A 19,445-nucleotide genomic window follows, 5' to 3' on the forward strand; every position below is an offset into this window, starting at 1 on the left:
GTAATCGGTCAGCGGTGCTCGGCCAAAATCGTGGCCAGCACCGCGACGCCGCGTCGCAATGCCTCCGCGTCGAGCCCGGCGTAGCCCAGGATGAAGCCGGCCGTTTCCGGCCTGGGTCCGCCCGGATCGTAAAGGGGCGACACCGGATAGAGGCCGATGCCGGCAGCGCGCGCCGCCGCGATGATCGCCGGTTCGCGTCCGGCATCGATGCCGTTCATCCAGGCGACGACATGCAGGCCGGTATCGGCTCCGGCGACAGTGACCCTTGGCCCCAGTCGATCAATCAACGCCTTGAGCAGGATGTCCCGGCGCTCGGCGTTCTTCCTGCGGATGCTGCGCACGTGGCGTTCGTAGGCGCCGCTCGCCAGCAGCTCGGCCAACACGTCCTGCTCCAGCATCGGAGCATGCCGGTCGGTCAGGCGCTTGGCCTCGCCGAATGCCCGGCGAAGGCTCAGGGGAACGACGAGATAGCCGAGCCTCAAGGTCGGCGAGAGCGTCTTGGACAGCGTGCCGACATAGATGACGGTGTCCGCGTCCAGCGCCTGCAGCGGCGGAATGGGGCTGATGTCGTGACGGTATTCGCCGTCATAATCGTCCTCCACGACATAGGCCCCCGTGCCGGCGGCCCAGGCCAGCAGCGAACGCCGCCGTGTCGCCGAAAGCACGCCGCCGAGCGGAAACTGATGCGAAGGCGTCACATAGGCGAGACGGGCCGGCGGCAGCTTTTCCGTCCGTAGCCCATCGGCATCGACAGGAACGGGCACGGCAATGCCTCCCGCCGCCACGAAGGCGTGACGTGCCAGCAGATAGCCGGGGTTCTCGATCACAAAAGGATCGCCGGGATCGAGCAGCAGCCGCGCGCAGAGGTCGAGCCCCTGCTGCGAGCCGTTTACGACGACGATCTGGTCCGGCGTGCAATTGATGCCGCGAGCCCGCCAGAGATAGGCTTGAAGCGCATTACGCAGACCGGAAGACCCCTGCGGGTCGCCATAGCGCAGCCGCGCGGCGCGATTGACGATTGCCTTGTTTGACGCCCGCCGCCAGGCCAGCACGGGAAAGTCCGCTCCCGACAGGTCGCCATAGCGGAAATCCGCAATCTTGGCCGGCTGCGCCAACGCCGTCGGAGGCAGGGTCAGCAACCGTCGCGCGAATGCCGACAGGTGCCGCGGCGAAGCGGCCGCGACGGGCGCTTCGCCCGATGCCTTCTCCAGCCCCGGAGCAACGATTGCGCGCGCCCCTTGCCGGATGATCAGGTAGCCCTCGGCATCGAGTTGGCTGTAGGCCGCGGTCACCGTGGTCCGCGACGCGCCCCATTCGGCGGCAAAGGCCCGCGTCGACGGCAAGCGGTCGCCGGGCCTGTAGGCGCCGCTGTGGATCTGCTCCTTGATGGCCGCGATTATGCGGCGCGCGACGCCATCCTCCAACTGGACCACCAATAACCTTCAAAACTGGATATTCCAAGCAAGCCAGCTTTCCGGCATCTTGCTGTGCAACGCAAGGAGTTTTCATCATGTACATCCCGCCTGCCTTCCGCGACGACGATCAAGAGAGCCTAATGGCCACGATCCGCGCGGCGCGTCTGGCGACGCTGATCACCGCCACGGCGGAAGGTCCGCTGGCGACGCCGTTGCCGCTTTTGCTCGACGAGAACGAGGGCGAGCATGGCGTGATCTACGGCCATGTCGCAAAGGCAAACCCGCAATGGCGCGTGCCGCTGGTGGGCGATGGCCTGGCGATCTTCATGGGGCCGGACGCCTATGTGACGCCGACCTGGTACCAGACCAAGCAGGAGACTGGAAAGGTCGTCCCGACCTGGAACTATGTCGCCGTCCATGCCCATGGTCCTGTCGAATTCTTCGAGGACGCCGGCAGGCTGCTCGAGGTCGTGACCCGGCTGACCAACCTGCATGAAGGCGGGCGCACCGCACCCTGGGCCGTATCGGACGCGCCGGCGGATTTCGTTCAGTCGCAGCTCAAGGGGATTGTCGGCCTGCGCATGCCGATCACGCGGCTCGAGGGCAAGCGCAAGATGAGCCAGAACCGCAACGCCGCCGATCGCGCCGGTGTTATATCCGGCCTGTCATCGAGCGACAGTCCGTCGGACCGCGAGGTCGCGCCGCTCATTCCAGTGTGAAAGGCGCGACGTCGGCCAACCGCCGCGGCTGCTTGAGTTCCGCATCAAGTCAGGTGCAGACCCACTCGCGGATCTTGCATTCCTTGTTCTCGCCTCCGCACTGGGCTGTCGCCTTGTCCTCGGCTTCGCGGCGGGTCGTGGCCGACGCTGCACCCCAGAATGGCGTCGCCGCGCCACGGCTCTTGCCGACCGAGAGCGCCGCGCAGTGCTCGTAGGGAAAGCCGGTGCCGTCATCATCGTCCCAATGGCGATGGTTGCGGAACACCTCGACCACCCGGCAGCCCTTGCCGTCCGCGTTCTCGCAGTGCTTGAGCGCGATGTCTTCCGCCTCTTGCCGTTTGTCGGCGCCCCAGAAGAAGCCGTGACGGCCGTCGCCCGGCGAATAGGCGATCGCGCCCCAGATGCCCTTTTCCTCGCTCGCCGACGCTGGCGGTGACGGGGCGACCAGGTCAGCGGCGTTGCTCGCAATCGTAAGCCCGGCGAGCGCCGCAAGCAGCGGGATCGAAAGGCGGGGATTGATCAGCATCTTCGTGCTCCAGTTGCAGCTATTCACCAGTCGACCGTCATGCCCGGCTCTAGCCGCCCATGCGCGCGACCGAGACGACGATGCAAGTATTGCCGGTCGGGACCAGCAGCGCCTGGCCGGCATTGTCGGCCAGGTTGAAAAGCATCGAGTTCGAAAGATTGTCCGCCAGCAGGCTGCCCTTCGGAAGCGTCCCGGCGACTTCCTGGCAAGAGCGAGGGAACGGCGCCACGCGCACGAAGCCGCCCTCGCAGCTCTGGCCGAGAGGCGAGGCAAAAACGACGCCCGCGGCCTGTGTCTTGTAGTTCGGCAGGTTATAGCTCATCCCGGCGACGGCCTGCACGGCGTGGGTGTCGGGCGAAGTGTTGTCCCATTGCGTCTGGATCGCATAGGTCGACCCGGCAGTCAGAGCCTGCCCCATCGTGGCAAAGAGATTGGCGCAGGTGCGGACGCCTGCCTGCGCGACATGCGCCTGAAAGGGATTCTTGTTTGCCGAGGCGTCGGCCGTCGCGGGCAAGGCTTCTGCCGGCTTGCCCTGCATGGGCGCCTGCGCCTGCGCGGAGGCCGTGCCCGCGACGAATGTTCCAAGCGCGGGATAGAGGCGGAACGACAGGACCACCGCCGCCGCGACCAAGACCGCGAACGCGCCGAGCAGCGCCGTGTTTCGCACCAGGCGCCGGCCTGGCGAACGCTGTGGCGGCGGACTCGCCGGCGGCTCCGGCAGCGCGACCGGCTGCGTCAGGATTCTGTCCTCGATGGATTGGCGTGTCATCTCAAAGTCTTTCTAGTTGATGGCCGACAGCGCGGTCTTGAGTCCCTTGAACGGGGCATCGAGGCTGACGGTCGCTCCCGACGGCAGGGAATAGGAAACCTGGACCGTGGTCTCTTTGCCGATTTGCTCGCGAAGCACCGGGCCGACGGGCATATAGCCGACGCAGACCGACGCATCGCAACCCTGCAGTTGAACGTCGACCGGCTGTTTGCGGCCGGCAAGTCTCAGCGAAAGCTTGCTGCCCTCACCTGCCGCGCTCGGGGTTCGCAATATCATGAAGGGTTTGCCTTTCTCGTCGGCCGCGAGCGACCAGCTGAAGACCAGCGCCTGGCCCTGATCGACGAAGGACTGGCTGATGTTGCACACCTTCTTCCTGGCCTGCAGGTTCTCGTCGCAGATCAGCGTCCAGTTCTCGAACGGACGGGTGGTGCGCTGATAGTCGCCAAGCTTCACGCCCGCGGGCACCGCGACGTCGGAAGGCTTTATCCGATAGGCGGGCCGGGCCGCCTCCTGCCCGACCGCGCGCGGACCGGACAGGAGCAGGCAAGCCATGCAAAGCGCCACGGCAGAGACGGTTCGCCCGGCCGAGGACGGGCTCCTTGCCTGAGCATGATCATTCGCAGAACCGCTACGCACTTTTCGTGATCACGCTCTAGTTCAGGGTAAAGCTGACACCCGCGCCGACACCCCAGTGTCCACCCGCCGTCGTGCCGGATATGTTTGCCCGGGCTCTGCCATCTTCGCTGGTGTAACCGGCGCCGAACGCGACGGCGCCTTCGCCACGCCAGTAGCCGCCGCCGGCCGCCACGCTCAGCTTGCCCGGACGGTCGTCATAGCGCAGCGAGGCGGCCGCAAGGCCGATCGCGGCGGCCTGACGCGCCTCGCCCCGCGCCTCGCCCATATCCATGTTGAGCTGGCTGAGCTTGGAGTCGGTATAGGCATTGGCCTGCTGCAGCGTGGTGGCGGCCACCTGGTTGGTGTAGGCCTTGGAGTTGTCGAACGTTGTCGCCAGCCCGTTGTTGAACTGTAGCACGTTGACTGCATCGGTGTCGGCGGTACCGGCGCCGACATTGTGGATGACGACGGGCGCATTCACGTCGCCGCCGACAAGCGTCAGCGAATTGGACTTGGTGCCGTCCGGGTTCTTGTCATACTGGACGGCGAACTCATTCAGATTGCCGACACTTCCCTGCACTGCTTCGACAGCCTGATTGGTCGCGTAGAGCTGGCTGCCGTTGATGGCGTCGGTCGAAGTCTGGCTGATCCGGCCCGCTGCCACATTGGTGACGGTGCGCTCCTTACCGACGTCGCCCACGCTCACCGTGCTCGTCGGAGCGGTTCCGGCGAAAGTGTAGTTGACGCCGTTGATCGTGGTGCCGGTGGTGGCGACCGCCGCGGCGGTCGTCGACCCGGCGCCGAGAGCGACGCTGCCCGGTTCGTTAGCCGTTGCGCCGGCGCCGAGCGCCATTGACTGGGCGCCGTTGGCGGTCGAGTTGGTGCCGAAGGCGATGCTATCGGCCTGATTGGAGGTCGCGTTCTGGCCGATCGCGATACCGCCCGGTGCCGTCTGCTGGACGATGGCGCCGTTGCCCATGCCAATGCCGTTGTCACCGTTGACGGTGGTGCGCGGACCGATCGCGACCGACTCGGCGCCGACAGCCAACGAGTCCGGGGCGGACGAATTGGCGTGGAAGTACATGGTCCCCGTCACCGCGAAGGAGCTCAGCGCGCCCTTCAACTGACGGAGCGTGACCGCGTCCTGGTCCTGAGTGCCGTCGGCCACGTTGATGATCTGGCGATAAGCGGTGGAGGTACCCACCGAGACGGCGCCGAGTAGGGTCATGTCCGCGGTGTTGTAGGGAATGAGGCCGGTGCCAGAGAGGATCGATCCCGACACGGGCGCGACCGCACGGTCCGAGACCGAGCCGGAGCCAAGCGCCACGCCGTCAGCGATGGTGACCGCTGTGCCGCGGCCGAGAGCCAGCGAATTGGCGGCGGATGCCGTCGCCTGGTAACCGAGCGCCGAGGAGCCAACCCCTTGCGCGAAGGCGTCGGTGACCGGCAGCGTGGTGTCGTTGGTACGGACGTAGCGGATGCCGTCGCCATTGGCGTCAGTGTATGCAGTCGAGGTGTCGCCGGCAAAATTGTTGATCGTGTTGCCGAGCGTGGTGATATCGGCGGTGTTGGCGGCGATGTCGGTGGTGTTCTGCGTCACCTGCTGGTTGGTGGCGAAGAGCTGCGAGCCGTTGACGGCATCGGTCGAGGAGTTGCTCAACCGCCCGGCCGCGACGTTCTGGATCTGGCGCTCCGCGCCCACCGAACCGACCGAGAATGCGCCGGCCGGCGTTCCGCCGGCAAAGGTGTAGTTGACGCCGCCGATCGTCGTGCCGCCGACATTGGTCGTGGTTCCGGAAACCGAATTCAGGCCGATCGCCACGTCGCCGGCATTGTTGGCGACAGCATTCGGGCCAATCGCGACGGAATCGGTCCCCAGGGCCTGGGAATCGGCAAGCGTCGAATTGGCGTGGAAATATTTGATGCCGCCGCCGGTGTTGATGTTGTTGATCGTGTTGCCGAGAGTGGTGATGTCGGCGGTGTTGGCGGCGATATCGGTGGTGTTCTTCGTCACCTGCTGGTTGGTGGCGAAGAGCTGCGAGCCGTTGACGGCGTCGGTCGAGGAGTTGCTCAACCGCCCTGCCGCGACGTTCTGGATCTGGCGCTCCGCGCCCACCGAGCCGACCGAGAACGCGCCGGCCGGGGTTCCGCCGGCGAAGGTGTAATTCACGCCACCGATGGTCGTGCCGCCGACCACCGTCGTGGTGCCGGATACGGAGTTCAGGCCGATTGCCACATCGCCGGCATTGTTGGCCACAGCATTGGGGCCGATCGCGACCGAATCCGTCCCCAGAGCCTGGGAATCGGGCAGCGTCGAATTGGCGTGGAAATACTTGATGCCGGCACCGGTGTTGATGTTGGTGATCGTATTTCCGATGTTGGCGATATCGGTGGTGTTCTGTGTCACCTGCTGATTGGTCGCGAAGAGCTGGGAGCCATTGATGGCGTCGGTCGAGGCATTGCTGAGCCGGCCCGCCGCGAGATTGGTGAGGGTCCGCTCCGCGCCCGGAGCGCCGATGCTGACGGTCGATGTCGGCGTCGTGCCGGCGAAGGCGTAGGTCGTGGTGCCAATCGCCGTGCCGCTGGTGCCGACGGCAGCGACGGTCACCGAGCCGGAGCCCAGGGCGACGTCGCCGGATTTCGCCGCCGCGGTCGCGCCGTCGCCGAGCGCGATATTGCCGGCGAGTCCGGCGGCACCAGCGGTGGAGCCGTTGCCCAGCGCAACCGAGCCTTGCCCGATCGCCTTGTTGTTGTTGCCGATCGCCACCGCGCCGGCGGCCTGGTTGGCGGCGGTGGCGCTTGCCGTGCCGTCGCTGTTGGCGATGTTGTTGGCGCCGCCGGTGAAGGCGCCGGCGCCGCTAGCATAGCTCGGATCGCCGATGGCGACCGCGCCGTTGCCAAAGGCTTCGTTGCCGTAGCCGATGGCGACCGCCTTGCCGCCGTCGGCCACCGCGCCCGTGCCGATCGCGACGGAATCGGCGGTGATCGCGCTGGCGGCGGTGCCCATGGCGACCGCGTTTACGTCCTGTGCCACCGCGCCCGCTCCAACTGCCGTCGAGCCTGCCGCTGTCGAGACGGCTGACGTGCCGATGGCGATGGAATCGTCACCGCCGGCAGTGGACGAACGGCCACCCGCGAACGCGCGGGTACCGGTGGCTTTGGAGGCGGCACCAATCGAAGCGGATTCCGCTCCCGTCGCATTGGCTCCGCCGCCGAGTGCGGTACTGCCGATCCCACCAGCGTTGGCGCTGACGCCGGCGGCGAGAGAATTGTCTCCCGCCGCATTCGCCCCAGACCCGAACGAGGACGCGTTTTGGCCGCTGGCTACGGCAGTGTTGCCCACGGCCGTGCTGGCGGAGTTGCTCGCAATTGAAGCAGTGCCCATCGCGACAGCGAAAGCACCGGAAGAGAGCGAATTGGTGCCGATCGCGATGCTGTTAGGCAGCGCCGTGTTGGCCTGAACGCCGGCCTGCGCTCCCAAGCCGAGTGCGATGGACTGGTTGCCCCAGGCGCTGGCCGTGTTACCCATCGCCGTGGCGCTCGTTCCCGTTGCCTTGGTCAGGATGCCTATGGCAACGGTGTTTTGCTGGGACGCCGTCACATCTGTGCCAAGGGCGATGGCGCCCTGCGCAGTAGCGCCCGCTCCCGCAAGAGTGCGCCCGCCGATATTGATGGAGTTGATCTGTGTAGCGACCGACTGGAAGCCGATCGCGATGGCATTCTGATTGCTTGCGGTGGCGGAAGTACCTTGAGCAAAGGCGTCTATTCCCGACGCGACCGATGAAGTGCCAATCGCGGTACTGCGCTGCCCGGTGGCTTGGGTCCCCCAGCCGCCGGCGAAGGAGGTGGCGCCGCTGGCCAAGGAACTGACGCCGACGGCGGTGGCGTTGCCACCCGAAGCAACGGAGAAGGTTCCCAAGGCGCTGGCACCGGCGGCGGTGGCACTGGAGCTGACGCCGATCGCTACCGTATTGACGTTGTTCGAGATTGTGCCGGAGCCCAGCGCCACCGCGCCGCCGGGGCCCGTGGCTGAAGCGGTTCGGCCGATGGCGACAGAGTATTGCGCTGTCGATTGAGCCTGGTAGCCGAGCGCTATGGCCCAGTTAAGGCTGGCGGTTGAGCCATTTCCGATCGCTATGGTCTCGGGAGCGGTCGCGGACCCGCCGTCCTGGGCATATTGCGCTTGTGCCGGCGCCGCGAACAGGAACAAAGCGGCGGCGGATGCAACATACCTAAGGCTTGCGCCGGCGCCGAGCATGCCGAGCCCATGTCCCTTGCGCCGCATGCCGAGCACGCGATGCGCATTGCGAAGCGCCGCCATCAGGCGACGACGGAGCGAGCGGCTGTCGGTGGCGCCGGAGACCCAGTTTCCAGCAAATCGGGCCGACCCGCGCCGAGTGGTACGTTCTTGCCTGAAGTTCATTGCGAGAATGCCTCCTTTGGTGGGTCGCGCTCGATCACGGCAGGTTCCGCCGACCCTGCCGCCAAAGCGTGTCTGCTCGAAAATGGGACGATCACATCGGCGCCGCGCGCCAGCAGCGCATGGCCCTGTTTTTCCCCAATCGCCTCGACGCGATCGAGCGTGTTTTCAAGCCAGGCGTCACCCGCCTCGGGCACAGCCTGGAGCGCCGCCGCAACCCGCTCGGTTGGGATCAGCCGCTCGAGATAGGAGCGCACCGCCGCCAGATGCACGGCAGGCGCGTCATGCGCGTGAACGACAGCGGTCAGGCCGTAGAGATAATGGGCCAGCAGCATGTCCTGCTTGGCCAGGGGCACGCCATCTCCATAGCGCTTCTCAAGCGTCCTCGATGCCGACTCCAGCCAGTAACCGATCTCCTCGGAAAGGCTCCGGCGAACCGCCGTGTCGTCGCTCATGTCCCCTCGGCCAGCTAGAATCCGAATACCGGATTTGCTGCAGAAAGACAGGTTTTCATGGGTTCGTATTCCAACAAATTGCTGTTTATCTGAAAATACACCGTAGATCTTCCATAGGTTAACGCAAAATTACTTTAGATATACCTTTCATAAGCCGACATATAAATAAATATCGCTAAATTAGCATTCTCTTACTCGACGGCCGACGATCGAACCAGCCTCTCTCGCACCTGCATTGGTGTCACGTCGCGATATTTCTTCATCGTGGTGGTGAGGTGGCTCTGGCTCGAGAAGCCGCTCAGATAGGCGATGTCCGTGATCGACATGCGCCTTTCGGCCAGCAGCTTCTCGGCAAAGTCGAGGCGAAGGGCAAGAACATATTGATGCGGCGTCACACCGAACGTCTTGGAGAAAGCGCGGGCGAAATGGTAGGGCGACAGCCCGCACACAGCCGCCATCTCGGCGAGTGAAAGCTTGCGCGAAAAGTTCCCGCTCAAGAATTGCGCCACGAGGCGAGTATGGCCGATCGACAGCCCGCCTTTCGCGTTCAGCAGCGGCCGCTTTTCAGCAGGAATTTCCGAATACCAAGCTTGCAGATCGTCATCGCGCCGCAACTTGGACTCCTGATGCCCAGCCCTCCGCAGTCTTGGCCCAACCTTAGAGGGCGCTTTCGGTTCCCTGGCCACAATGATTCGTGATCGCACGTGCTGTCGGCGCTATCGAGTTTGCCCCCCGGCAACAGCACGTCAAAGGCCATGATTTGGCCCATCCGGTATTTCATGAAATTGCGGTTCCGTCGGGAAAAGTTCCGTAGCGAAAAGTTTTAGCCGCCACTGAGGCGGCTCACCCGTCGACGGGTAAGATTTGATCGTCGAGAGGTAACGAGAATGACTTTCGGGGCGGCACATCTCCGTGACGGATTCGCCCGACGGCAAACGGGTCTCGCCCGATATCAAAGGTTACGGGGACGTGATTCGCGTCGCGCTCAACTCGGTGCCGCCTCTTTGCTTCAGCGGCCTCGCGCCAGGCTTCCCAAAATCCCGCGCACGATGGCGCGGCCGACGGACGAGCCGACCGAGCGCACCACCGACTTGATGGCGGCTTCGGCAACGGTCTGGCGGTTTGAGGACCGCCGGTTGCCTGTCCCCAGGACATCGTCGAAGCCCGGAATAGTCCAGCGCGAACCGCCGCTGTTTTGCTGCTGTGCCTGGGCCTCGGCGTCCTGCGCCTCCTTGGCCTTTTTCTGCAGCATTTCGAAGGCCGATTCGCGATCGACGACTTCGTCGTACTGGCCGGCGACCGGGCTCTCGGCGATGATCTTGCGGCGCTCATCGGGCGTGATCGGGCCGAGCCGCGATGAGGGCGGCCGGATCAGCGTGCGCTGGACCATGGCCGGCACGCCCTTGTCCTCCAGCATCGAGACAAGCGCCTCGCCGGTGGCAAGCTGGGTGATGGCGGTGGCGCAGTCGAAATCGGGATTGGGCCGGAAGGTTTCGGCGGCCGTGCGCACCGCCTGCTGCTCGCGCGGCGTATAGGCGCGCAGCGCATGCTGAACGCGGTTGCCGAGCTGGGCCAGCACCTTTTCCGGGATGTCGAGCGGGTTCTGGGTGACGAAATAGACGCCGACGCCCTTGGAGCGGATCAGCCGCACCACCTGCTCGACGCGATCGATCAGCACCTTCGGCGCGTCCTCGAACAAAAGATGCGCCTCGTCGAAGAAGAACACCAGCTTCGGCCGGTCGAGATCGCCGACCTCGGGCAGTTCCTCGAACAGCTCCGACATCAGCCAGAGCAGGAAGGTGGCGTAGAGTCTGGGATTCATCATCAATTTGTCGGCCGCCAGGACGCTGATCGCGCCGCGCCCGTCGCGCGTGGTGCGCATGATGTCGGCGATGCGCAGCGCCGGCTCGCCGAAGAAGTTCGCGGCACCTTGGCTCTCCAGCACGAGCAGCGTGCGCTGGATAGCGCCGACCGAAGGCTTAGTGACATTGCCGTAGCGTGCGCTGAGTTCGTCGGCGCGCTCGGCGATGTTGGCGAGCAGCGCCTGCAGGTCCTTGAGATCGAGCAGCAGCAGGCCTTCCTCGTCGGCGATGCGGAAGGCGATGTTCATGACGCCTTCCTGCGCTTCGGTGAGGTTCATCAGCCGCGACAAGAGCAGCGGCCCCATCTCGGAAATGGTGGCGCGGATCGGATGGCCCTGCTCGCCGAACAGGTCCCAGAAGATGACCGGAAATTCCTGGAACTGGTAGGGATCGAGCTTTATCTGCTCGGCGCGCTTGACGAGGAAATCCTTGGCCTCGCCCATCATGGCTATACCGGAAAGGTCACCCTTGATGTCGGCGCAGAAGACAGGCACGCCGGCATTCGAAAAGCCTTCGGCCAGAATTTGCAGGCTGACGGTCTTGCCGGTGCCCGTGGCCCCGGTGACGAGGCCATGGCGGTTGCCGTAGCGCAGCAGCAGCTCTTCGGCGCGCTGATAGGAATCGTCGGGCTTGCGGCTGGCGCCGATGAAGATGCTGGTCTCGTCAGCCATATCCGGTCTCCGCAATCTATTTCGCTCAAGGGCCTCGCCCCGACGTATAGTAACGCCAGCTGCATGCGGCAATGCCCCGTGTCGAGTTGGGGCGCATCGAATTTGGCCTTTGGCGCTTGCGGATTTTGCGCATGTTTGGCAATCGATTGGCTGGCCGCGAGAACCGGCCGGATGACGCATTGTGATATCCGGTTCCTGACCTTAGATTGGTTGGACCGGCTGATGCGGCCGAGAAGCGAGGAGAGCCATGGGCGCCGGCGCCTTGACCAGGGATGTCGACCTTCCGAACCCGGACGCCAAGCGTTGGCTGGCGCTGGCGGAAAAGGCCCTTGCCGGTGGTTCCTTCGAGGAAAAGCTCGTCTCCCACACCGATGACGGCATCCGCATCGAGCCGCTCAGCCGACGCTCGACGACCGCCGAGCCATTGCCGCGCACAAATCCGACCGCGCCCTGGATCGTCAGCCAGCGCGTCGACGACCCGGACGTTGCCCGGGCCAGCGCGCAAGCCCTGGAAGACATCGCCCAAGGCGCCACCGGCCTTTCGCTTGTCTTCGAGGGTGCGCCGAATGCCTTCGGCTATGGCCTGCCGCGCACCGCGGAAGCCTTGGAAAGAGTGCTCGACGGCGTGCCGCTCAACCGCGTGCAGGTGCGCATCGACGCGCATCCCTGGAGCCGCGCCGTGGCCGACTGGCTGCTGGCTTTCCTCAGCCGCCGCCGCTCCGATCCGGCCAAGCTCAACCTTTCCTTCGGCATCGATCCGGCGGCGATCTTCGCCGGGACCGGGCGGCTGCGCACCTCGATCGAGGCGCTGCAGGAATCGATGCCGCAGTCGCTGGCGCATTTCTTCTCGATGGGTGTGCCGGGCGTGCTGCTCGAGGCCGACGGCCGCGTCTTCCACAATGCCGGCGCCACCGAGGCGCAGGAGCTCGGCACGATGATGGCATCGGTCGTGTCCTATCTCAGAATGTTCGAGAAGGCGCGCCAACCGCTGGTCTATGCGGCGCCCTATATCGGCTTCGCGCTCAGCGTGGACCAGGACCAGTTCCTGTCGATGGCCAAGGTGCGGGCGTTGCGCAAGCTCTGGGCGCGCGTCCAGGAAGCCTGCTCGATCCAGGCATCGACCGCCAGCATCCATGCCGAGACCTCCTATCGCATGATGACGATGGCCGACCCGGAGACCAACATCCTGCGCACGGCGATCGCGGCTTTCGCGGCGGCAACCGGCGGCGCCGATTCGATCTCGATCCTGCCGCACACCATCGCGCATGGGCTGCCGGCCGGCTTTGCCCGCCGCATCGCCCGCAACGCGCAGCTCATCATGGCCGAAGAAAGCCATATCGGCTATGTCGCCGATCCTGCCAGCGGTTCGGGCGCGGTGGAGTCGCTGACCAACGATCTCTGCGCTGCGGCCTGGGAAGAATTCCAGCGCATCGAGGCCGAGGGCGGCGTGCTCGCCAGCCTGCAGCAGGGCTATATCCAGAATCGCGTCCAGACGGCCGCCGCCAAGCGCAACGGCGCCTACCGGTCGGGCGAACGCGGCATTGTCGGCACGACGCTTTACCGCGCCGGCACAGAGCGCCCGGTCGAGACACTGCCGCAGGAGCGGCGCCCGGCCCTGACCGAAGGCGTTGCGACCTGCGAGCCGCTGTTTCCGGTGCGCATCGATCAGTCGATCGGAGCCGGATCATGATCCCGGATTTCAGCCGGATCGGCTGGTCGGAGCCGCGTCGCGCGCCGGTCGAGCTCAAAGGCCAGCGGATGACGCCGGAAGGCATCGCCGTAAAGCATCTTTACGACCAAGGCGACCTCAAGGGTCTCGCCAATCTCGACACCTATCCGGGCCTGCCGCCCTTCATGCGCGGCCCCTACCCGACCATGTATGTCCAGCAGCCCTGGACGATCCGGCAATATGCCGGCTTCTCGACGGCCGAGGAATCCAACGCCTTCTACCGGCGCAACCTCGCGGCCGGCCAGAAAGGCCTGTCGGTCGCCTTCGATCTCGCCACGCATCGCGGCTATGACAGCGATCATCCGCGCGTCGCCGGCGATGTCGGCATGGCGGGCGTGGCGATCGATTCCATCCTCGACATGCGCCAGCTTTTCGACGGCATTCCGCTCAACGAGATGACGGTGTCGATGACGATGAACGGCGCCGTGCTGCCGATCATGGCGCTGTACATCGTTGCAGCGGAGGAACAGGGCGTTGCCCAGCAGGATCTGGCCGGGACCATTCAGAACGACATTCTGAAAGAGTTCATGGTCCGCAACACCTACATCTATCCGCCGAAACCTTCGATGCGGATCGTGTCGGACATCTTCGCCTACACCTCCAGGCATATGCCGAAGTTCAACTCGATCTCGATCTCCGGCTACCACATGCAGGAGGCCGGTGCGACGGCCGACCTCGAGCTTGCCTATACGATCGCCGACGGCATCGAGTATGCGCGCGCCGGCGTCGCCGCCGGTCTCGACATCGACCGCTTCGCGCCGCGGCTTTCCTTCTTCTGGGCGATCGGCATGAACTTCTTCATGGAGATCGCCAAGCTCAGGGCCGCGCGGCTGCTGTGGTCGAACCTGATGAAGAAGAATTTTGCGCCGAAGGACGAGCGCTCGCTGTCGCTGCGCACCCATTGCCAGACCTCGGGCTGGTCGCTGACGGCGCAGGACCCATACAACAACATCACCCGCACGATGCTGGAGGCGATGGCCGCGACGCAGGGGCATACCCAGTCGCTGCACACCAATTCCTTCGACGAAGCGATGGCGCTGCCGACCGACCATTCCGCACGGATCGCCCGTAACACGCAGCTCATCCTGCAAAAGGAATCCGGCACCACGCGCATGATCGATCCGTGGGGCGGCTCGGCCTATGTCGAGCGGCTGACGCATGATCTGGCAGAGCGCGCGCTCGCCCATATCGAGGAGGTCGAAAACCTCGGCGGCATGGCGGCGGCGATCGAGAAAGGCATTCCGAAGCTGCGCATCGAGGAAGCCGCCGCCCGCACCCAGGCGCGCATCGATTCCGGCGAGCAGGTGCTGGTCGGCGTCAACGCGCACCGGCCGCAGACGGATATCGAAGTCGATGTGCTGAAGATCGACAATGCCGAGGTGAAGGCCAGGCAATTGGCGAAGCTGCAGCGGCTCAAAGGCACCCGCGACGTGGCAGCGCTGGAGGATGCGCTTGCCGCCCTTTCCCGCGCGGCCGAAGGCGACGAGAACCTGCTCGAATTCGCGATCCGCGCCGCGCGCGCCAACGCCACGGTCGGCGAGATTTCGCTGGCGCTGGAAAAAGTGTTCGGCCGCCATACGGCCGCGGTGCAGACGATCTCCGGCGTATATCGCGACGCGCTCGGCGACAACCCGGCGCTCGACCCGCTGCAGGAGAAGATCCAGGCATTTGAGAAGAGAGCCGGCGGCAAGCCGCGCATCCTGGTCGCCAAGATGGGCCAGGACGGCCATGACCGCGGCCAGAAGGTGATCGCCAGCGCATTCGCCGATCTGGGCTTCGACGTGACCGTCGGGCCGATGTTCCAGACGCCGGACGAGATCGCCAAGCTCGCGGTGCAGCACGACGTCGACATTATCGGCGCCTCCTCCTTAGCCGCCGGGCACCTGACCCTGATACCCGAGCTCAAGGAAGCGCTGAAGAAACTCGGCCATGGCGACATGCTGATCGTCGCCGGCGGCGTCATCCCGCCGCAGGATTATGACGCGGTGCTGGCGGCAGGCGCGGCGGAGATCTTCCCGCCGGGAACCGTCATCCCGGAAGCGGCCAACCGGCTGATGGATCAGTTGCTGGCTGATTGAGCAAGGGCTTGCCGATTTGGCCAAAAGGTTGTTCTATGGAAGTAGATACAACCATGGCGCGACGATGTTCAAGACAACCATCCACAGGCTTGAGGACGGATCTGGGGCCTTGCTACTGCCACGCGAAATGCTTGACAGCTTGAACCTTCAGGTCGGCGATGAGCTCCAGATCGTCGAGACCGACGACGGCGTCATTCTAAGGCCAATCCGCCACGACAACTACAAACGGCAAATGAACGCTGCTCGCGATGTCATGGACAAATACGAAGCTGGGTTACAGCAGCTGGCAAGTAGGCTTGGCTGCTAATTCTCGGACTTGTCCGAGAGCTTGACGATTTCCCATTCCTTGCCGTTCACGCTGACGACCTCGCCGACCTTCTTGCCGAACAGCGCCACGGCCATCGGCGAGACATGGGAAATGCTGCCCTTCGATGGATCGGCCTCGTCCTCTCCGACGATGCGCCAATGCACCTTCTTGCCGTCGTCGCTTTCCAGGGTAACTCCCATGCCGAAGCGCACCACGTCGCTGCCCGGCTCCGGCACGGAAAGCTCCGCGCTTTCGCGCCGCGCGGTCCAGTAGCGCAAATCGCGCGACACGACAGCGAGGCGTTCGCGGTCGCCGCGCCTTTCAGCCTTGGCCATCAGGTCGCGCAACTCGGCGAGATTGTCCTCGATCATCGCCAGGCCGCGCTCCGTCACAAGGTTGCGGTGCGCGCTGACCGGCCGCTCGCCGACGCCGGCAATGGCGTTTTCGCTGTCTTCTTCGCGTGTGAAAGCTCTGCTCATCCGGTGAACTTAGGCTTGGCGAGGCAACTGCACAAGCGGTTTGGCGGCGGGCGGGCGTTGGCACGATTCCTGCGACAGACAGGGCGAAACGCCAGGACCTGTGCCGATGTTGAACAGACGAACGCTGCTTGCCCGGACCGCGGGCTTCGCCGTTGCCGGCGTCCTTGCCGGCAAGGCATCGGCGAAGTCGCTGCCGGGCATCGAGATGGCCGCGATGCGCGGCTCGATCAACGCCACGGAGATCGGCGTGCAGCCGGGCGCGGTCGACGACCAGAGCAAGGTTTTTGCCAGGATGCTGGCCGAGGCCAGCGACCGCGACCAGCCGGTATTCCTGCCGCCGGGCAGCTATCTCGTCTCAAACCTGAAGCTGCCGGCCCGCGTGCGCCTGTCGGGCGTGCCCGGCGCGACGCGCATCGTCTATGGCGGCAACGGCCATCTGATGATGGCCGAACAAGCCGAGCATATCGAGCTCAGCGGGCTGGTGCTCGACGGCGCCAACCGCTGGCTAGCCGACTACACGCAGGGGCTGCTCGACCTGCGCCGTGTTGCCCATCTCGTCATCGACAATTGCCAGGTGACCGGCAGCGGCAAGAACGGGCTGGCGCTCGAGCATGCCGTCGGTCGCGTCGGCCGCTCGGATATTTCGGGTGCTGCAGATGCCGGCATCTATTCGGTCGAGGCCGACGGGCTGGAGATTTCGGGCAACACCGTTTCGGACTGCGCCAATGGCGGCATACTGGTGCATCGCTGGCAGGCTGCGGAAGACGGCACCATCGTCAGCGGCAACCGCGTCCAGAGGATCGGCGCGCGCAGCGGCGGCACCGGCCAGAACGGCAACGGCATCAACGCCTTCCGTGCCGGCAATGTCATCATCTCCGGCAATGTCGTCTCCGACTGCGCCTTCACCGCGATCCGCGCCAACAGTTCGAGCAATCTGCAGATCACCGGCAACACCTGCTCGCGCTCGGGAGAGACCGGGATCTATTCGGAATTCTCCTTCGAAGGCGCGATCCTCAGCAACAATCTGGTCGACGGCGCCGCCAACGGCATCTCGATCGTCAACTTCAACGAAGGCGGGCGCATGGCGGTCTGCTCGAACAACATCGTGCGCAACCTCTCCACCACCGGTCCCTACACCGCCGATCCGCCAGGCTTCGGCGTCGGCATCAGCGCCGAGGCCGACACGACGGTTTCCGGCAATGTCGTCGAGAACGCGCCGCTTTACGGCATGCAGCTCGGCTGGGGCCCCTATCTGCGCAATGTCGTGGCGACAGGCAACATCATCCGCAAGGCGGGCACCGGCATCGTCGTTTCGGTCGTCGAAGGCTCCGGCAGCGCAGTCATCTCGGACAACGTCATCGACGGCGCGAAAAACGGCGCCATCATCGGCCAGCGCTGGGCCGACCCGGTGACCGGGGACCTCACCCAGTCGATCGATACCGGCTACGCGCATCTCACCGTGGAGCGCAACAAGGTCAGTTAGACCGAGGCCACGATGATGTGCGCCTGGATCTTGGCGGCAATTTCGCCGCGGCCGTGTCTGTCGGCGATCACGGATTCGGCGTAGTCGGTCGCGGATGCCAATCGTCCGGCCTCCCTGGCCTCGATCTCGTTGCGAAGCAGGGTGCCCTGGCAATAGGCGACGGCGGGAACGCGCGGCGAGGATGCGCGGCTCTGCTCGGCTCTGGTGTCGATCGTCACATCGGAAAATCCTGCGGCTTCGAGGTCGCGGCGGATCAGGTCCTTGTCGTGATAGCCATGCGGCGTGCGCGCCAGGAAACGCGGCGGATCGTGCGGAAAGATCGTTGCCAGAGCCTTCGTCACGTCGTCGGCGAATATATTCTCCTCGATGCGATCCCAGACGCTGAACAGGAAACGTCCGCCGGGCTTCAGCACCCGCTTCGCCTCGCGATAGGCAATGGCGCGGTCGGGAAAGAACATCGCGCCGAACTGACAACAGACGAGGTCGAAGGCCGCATCATCGAAAGGCAGCTTCAGGGCATCCGCCTGGCGCCATGTAATGCGGCTGTCGGGCCGCCCCTGGCGCGAAGCCGCGTAGTCGAGCATCGGTTGGTTGAGGTCGGTTACAATGTAGCTGGCACCGGGAGAGAGTTTTGGCGCCAGCGCGCGGGTGACGGCCCCGGTGCCCGCGGCGGTTTCCAAAACGGCCAAGGGTGAGAAGGACGCCGCCCGCTGCGCGGTCTCCGCTGCATAGGCCTCGAAAATCAGCGGCACCATATGGCGATCGTAATTTTCCGGGATCGACCCGGCAAACACCTTGTCCGCTTCCAGCATGGCCAGCACCCAGCGCCCGTTTGATCGTGGAGGAAACTAGCACATAATTTTCTCTCTTGGGTTCACGCGCGCGGCAGATGCGCGTCAACAAGCCGATGCGTCAGTTGAGCGCCGCTGTCGGCCGCAGCAAGCCGACCTTGGCGCCGACGCGGCTTTCGGCCGGAGGACGGGCAAGCTCGGTGAGCCTCGCCGCAACCGCATCATCGCCGTTCAGCAGCTTTGTCAGCACGGCAGCGATCATCACCTCCGCCCCCCTGCCTGCGCCATCATCGCATTTCAAGGCGATGCCGAAGCCAAGTTCTGGCAATGCCGCGCAATAAACGCCTTCGGCGCCGGTCTTGACGAAGATGCGACCGGGTGCTGCCTGCATCAGCGCGACATCCGCCTTGCCCGTGCCGGCGACCAGCACCGGCTCCGCCATGCAAGCGGCGAGCAGCCGCTTCGCCGCCTTGGCGCGCTCCGGCGCAAAGCCCCTGCCCGTCGCCATGCGGGCAAAGCCCAGCGCAAAACTCTTCAACGGCACGGCATAGGTCGGGATCGAGCAGCCATCGATGCCGCAATGATCGACGTCATGCGCCGCGCCCGTCACGGCTTGCATGGCGTCGCGCACCATCTCCTGCAGCGCATGACCGGCCTTGACATAGCCAGCGTGCGCAATGCCGGCATGCACGCAGGTGCAGAGGAAGCCGGAATGCTTGCCGGAGCAGTTGTTATGCAAGGCATTCGGTATGTTGCCGGCGCGGGCGAGCGCGATGGTGGCACCGTGGCTCAACGGCCAATGCACGCCGCATTCCAGCGCTTTTCTGTCGAGGCCCGCCTTGGCGAGCATCGCCGTTGCCAGTTCGACATGGGCGGGCTCGCCCGAATGCGAGGCGCAGGCCAGCGCCAGTTCGCGGTCGCCGAAGCCATAGGCGTCGGCAGCACCCGATTCGACCAGCGGCAATGCCTGAATCGCCTTCACCGCGGAGCGCGGAAACACCGGACGGTCCGTGTCGCCGATCTCCCAGACGGGCTTGCCGTCGGCGTCGAACACCGAAACCGCGCCGCGGTGCCTGCTTTCGACCACCTCGCCGCGCGTGACTTCGACCAGAACCGGATTTGTCAT

Annotated in this window: 16 protein-coding genes; 5 read left to right on the forward strand and 11 right to left on the reverse strand. The window is 65.1% G+C overall.

The window, feature by feature from the left end:
- Positions 1 to 8 precede the first annotated feature (8 nt).
- Positions 9 to 1,424 (reverse strand): PLP-dependent aminotransferase family protein, encoded by a 1,416-nt coding sequence (locus LB565_RS23090; protein ID WP_224588228.1) that lies wholly within the window; start codon positions 1,422 to 1,424, stop codon positions 9 to 11.
- Between the two features lie 86 nt (positions 1,425 to 1,510).
- Here LB565_RS23090 and LB565_RS23095 point away from each other — a divergent pair, with 86 nt between their 5' ends.
- The gene (locus tag LB565_RS23095) at positions 1,511 to 2,134 is read left to right on the forward strand and encodes an FMN-binding negative transcriptional regulator (protein WP_224588128.1); all 624 of its coding nucleotides are present in this window, start codon (positions 1,511 to 1,513) and stop codon (positions 2,132 to 2,134) included.
- Between the two features lie 49 nt (positions 2,135 to 2,183).
- Here LB565_RS23095 and LB565_RS23100 read toward each other — a convergent pair whose 3' ends face one another.
- The 7 genes from LB565_RS23100 to LB565_RS23130 all read right to left on the reverse strand — a co-directional run bounded on the left by LB565_RS23100 (position 2,184) and on the right by LB565_RS23130 (position 11,452).
- On the reverse strand, positions 2,184 to 2,660 hold the full coding sequence (locus LB565_RS23100) for a DUF4189 domain-containing protein (protein WP_224588129.1): 477 nt from the start codon (positions 2,658 to 2,660) through the stop codon (positions 2,184 to 2,186).
- A gap of 49 nt (positions 2,661 to 2,709) precedes the next feature.
- Positions 2,710 to 3,429: a hypothetical protein gene (locus LB565_RS23105; protein WP_224588132.1), complete on the reverse strand. Its 720-nt coding sequence runs from the start codon at positions 3,427 to 3,429 to the stop codon at positions 2,710 to 2,712.
- Positions 3,430 to 3,441: 12 nt separating this feature from the next.
- Positions 3,442 to 3,981, reverse strand: a complete 540-nt coding sequence (locus LB565_RS23110; protein WP_224588134.1) for an invasion associated locus B family protein — start codon at positions 3,979 to 3,981, stop codon at positions 3,442 to 3,444.
- 100 nt (positions 3,982 to 4,081) lie between these two features.
- On the reverse strand, positions 4,082 to 8,467 hold the full coding sequence (locus LB565_RS23115) for a YadA-like family protein (RefSeq protein WP_224588137.1): 4,386 nt from the start codon (positions 8,465 to 8,467) through the stop codon (positions 4,082 to 4,084).
- Positions 8,464 to 8,919 carry a hypothetical protein gene (locus tag LB565_RS23120; protein ID WP_224588138.1) on the reverse strand — a complete coding sequence of 152 codons (456 nt, stop codon included), beginning with the start codon at positions 8,917 to 8,919 and terminating at the stop codon, positions 8,464 to 8,466. The genes LB565_RS23115 and LB565_RS23120 overlap by 4 nt, the downstream gene beginning before the upstream one ends.
- 191 nt (positions 8,920 to 9,110) lie before the next feature.
- The gene (locus LB565_RS23125; RefSeq protein WP_224588140.1) at positions 9,111 to 9,416 is read right to left on the reverse strand and encodes an AraC family transcriptional regulator; all 306 of its coding nucleotides are present in this window, start codon (positions 9,414 to 9,416) and stop codon (positions 9,111 to 9,113) included.
- A 512-nt stretch (positions 9,417 to 9,928) separates the two neighbouring features.
- Positions 9,929 to 11,452, reverse strand: a complete 1,524-nt coding sequence (locus LB565_RS23130) for a helicase HerA-like C-terminal domain-containing protein (protein WP_224588142.1) — start codon at positions 11,450 to 11,452, stop codon at positions 9,929 to 9,931.
- A gap of 247 nt (positions 11,453 to 11,699) precedes the next feature.
- Between LB565_RS23130 and LB565_RS23135 the strand changes: the two genes are divergently transcribed.
- From LB565_RS23135 to LB565_RS23145, 3 genes are all read left to right on the forward strand, one after another.
- Positions 11,700 to 13,142 (forward strand): methylmalonyl-CoA mutase subunit beta, encoded by a 1,443-nt coding sequence (locus tag LB565_RS23135; protein WP_224588143.1) that lies wholly within the window; start codon positions 11,700 to 11,702, stop codon positions 13,140 to 13,142.
- Complete coding sequence (gene scpA, locus LB565_RS23140; protein WP_224588145.1) at positions 13,139 to 15,259, forward strand: methylmalonyl-CoA mutase; 2,121 nt, start codon at positions 13,139 to 13,141, stop codon at positions 15,257 to 15,259. The genes LB565_RS23135 and scpA overlap by 4 nt, the downstream gene beginning before the upstream one ends.
- Before the next feature lie 64 nt (positions 15,260 to 15,323).
- Entirely contained in the window at positions 15,324 to 15,566 is a 243-nt protein-coding gene (locus LB565_RS23145) for an AbrB/MazE/SpoVT family DNA-binding domain-containing protein (protein ID WP_224588147.1), read from the forward strand.
- Here LB565_RS23145 and greA read toward each other — a convergent pair.
- Positions 15,563 to 16,045, reverse strand: a complete 483-nt coding sequence (greA, locus tag LB565_RS23150) for a transcription elongation factor GreA (RefSeq protein WP_224588149.1) — start codon at positions 16,043 to 16,045, stop codon at positions 15,563 to 15,565. The two genes, LB565_RS23145 and greA, sit on opposite strands and share 4 nt — an antisense overlap.
- Positions 16,046 to 16,151: 106 nt before the next feature.
- Between greA and LB565_RS23155 the strand changes: the two genes are divergently transcribed.
- Positions 16,152 to 17,528: a TIGR03808 family TAT-translocated repetitive protein gene (locus LB565_RS23155; protein ID WP_224588150.1), complete on the forward strand. Its 1,377-nt coding sequence runs from the start codon at positions 16,152 to 16,154 to the stop codon at positions 17,526 to 17,528.
- Here the strand turns inward: LB565_RS23155 and LB565_RS23160 are convergent.
- Together LB565_RS23160 and LB565_RS23165 are read right to left on the reverse strand one after the other, a co-directional pair.
- On the reverse strand, positions 17,525 to 18,340 hold the full coding sequence (locus tag LB565_RS23160; RefSeq protein ID WP_224588152.1) for a class I SAM-dependent methyltransferase: 816 nt from the start codon (positions 18,338 to 18,340) through the stop codon (positions 17,525 to 17,527). The two genes, LB565_RS23155 and LB565_RS23160, sit on opposite strands and share 4 nt — an antisense overlap.
- 100 nt (positions 18,341 to 18,440) lie before the next feature.
- The gene (locus LB565_RS23165) at positions 18,441 to 19,445 is read right to left on the reverse strand and encodes an asparaginase (RefSeq protein ID WP_224588154.1); all 1,005 of its coding nucleotides are present in this window, start codon (positions 19,443 to 19,445) and stop codon (positions 18,441 to 18,443) included.

This window comes from Mesorhizobium sp. CA14, assembly GCF_020165195.1.
GTDB lineage: Bacteria > Pseudomonadota > Alphaproteobacteria > Rhizobiales > Rhizobiaceae > Mesorhizobium.

Excerpts from the sequence above, each read along its gene's own strand:
- LB565_RS23115 (WP_224588137.1), bottom strand. The coding sequence starts at position 8,467 with ATGAACTTCAGGCAAGAACGTACCACTCGGCGCGGGTCGGCCCGATTT.
- LB565_RS23100 (WP_224588129.1), bottom strand. The coding sequence starts at position 2,660 with ATGCTGATCAATCCCCGCCTTTCGATCCCGCTGCTTGCGGCGCTCGCC.
- LB565_RS23095 (WP_224588128.1), top strand. The coding sequence starts at position 1,511 with ATGTACATCCCGCCTGCCTTCCGCGACGACGATCAAGAGAGCCTAATG.
- greA (WP_224588149.1), bottom strand. The coding sequence starts at position 16,045 with ATGAGCAGAGCTTTCACACGCGAAGAAGACAGCGAAAACGCCATTGCC.
- LB565_RS23165 (WP_224588154.1), bottom strand. The coding sequence starts at position 19,445 with ATGACAAATCCGGTTCTGGTCGAAGTCACGCGCGGCGAGGTGGTCGAA.
- LB565_RS23155 (WP_224588150.1), top strand. The coding sequence starts at position 16,152 with ATGTTGAACAGACGAACGCTGCTTGCCCGGACCGCGGGCTTCGCCGTT.
- LB565_RS23130 (WP_224588142.1), bottom strand. The coding sequence starts at position 11,452 with ATGGCTGACGAGACCAGCATCTTCATCGGCGCCAGCCGCAAGCCCGAC.
- LB565_RS23160 (WP_224588152.1), bottom strand. The coding sequence starts at position 18,340 with ATGCTGGAAGCGGACAAGGTGTTTGCCGGGTCGATCCCGGAAAATTAC.
- LB565_RS23110 (WP_224588134.1), bottom strand. The coding sequence starts at position 3,981 with ATGGCTTGCCTGCTCCTGTCCGGTCCGCGCGCGGTCGGGCAGGAGGCG.
- LB565_RS23135 (WP_224588143.1), top strand. The coding sequence starts at position 11,700 with ATGGGCGCCGGCGCCTTGACCAGGGATGTCGACCTTCCGAACCCGGAC.
- LB565_RS23105 (WP_224588132.1), bottom strand. The coding sequence starts at position 3,429 with ATGACACGCCAATCCATCGAGGACAGAATCCTGACGCAGCCGGTCGCG.
- LB565_RS23145 (WP_224588147.1), top strand. The coding sequence starts at position 15,324 with ATGTTCAAGACAACCATCCACAGGCTTGAGGACGGATCTGGGGCCTTG.
- scpA (WP_224588145.1), top strand. The coding sequence starts at position 13,139 with ATGATCCCGGATTTCAGCCGGATCGGCTGGTCGGAGCCGCGTCGCGCG.
- LB565_RS23120 (WP_224588138.1), bottom strand. The coding sequence starts at position 8,919 with ATGAGCGACGACACGGCGGTTCGCCGGAGCCTTTCCGAGGAGATCGGT.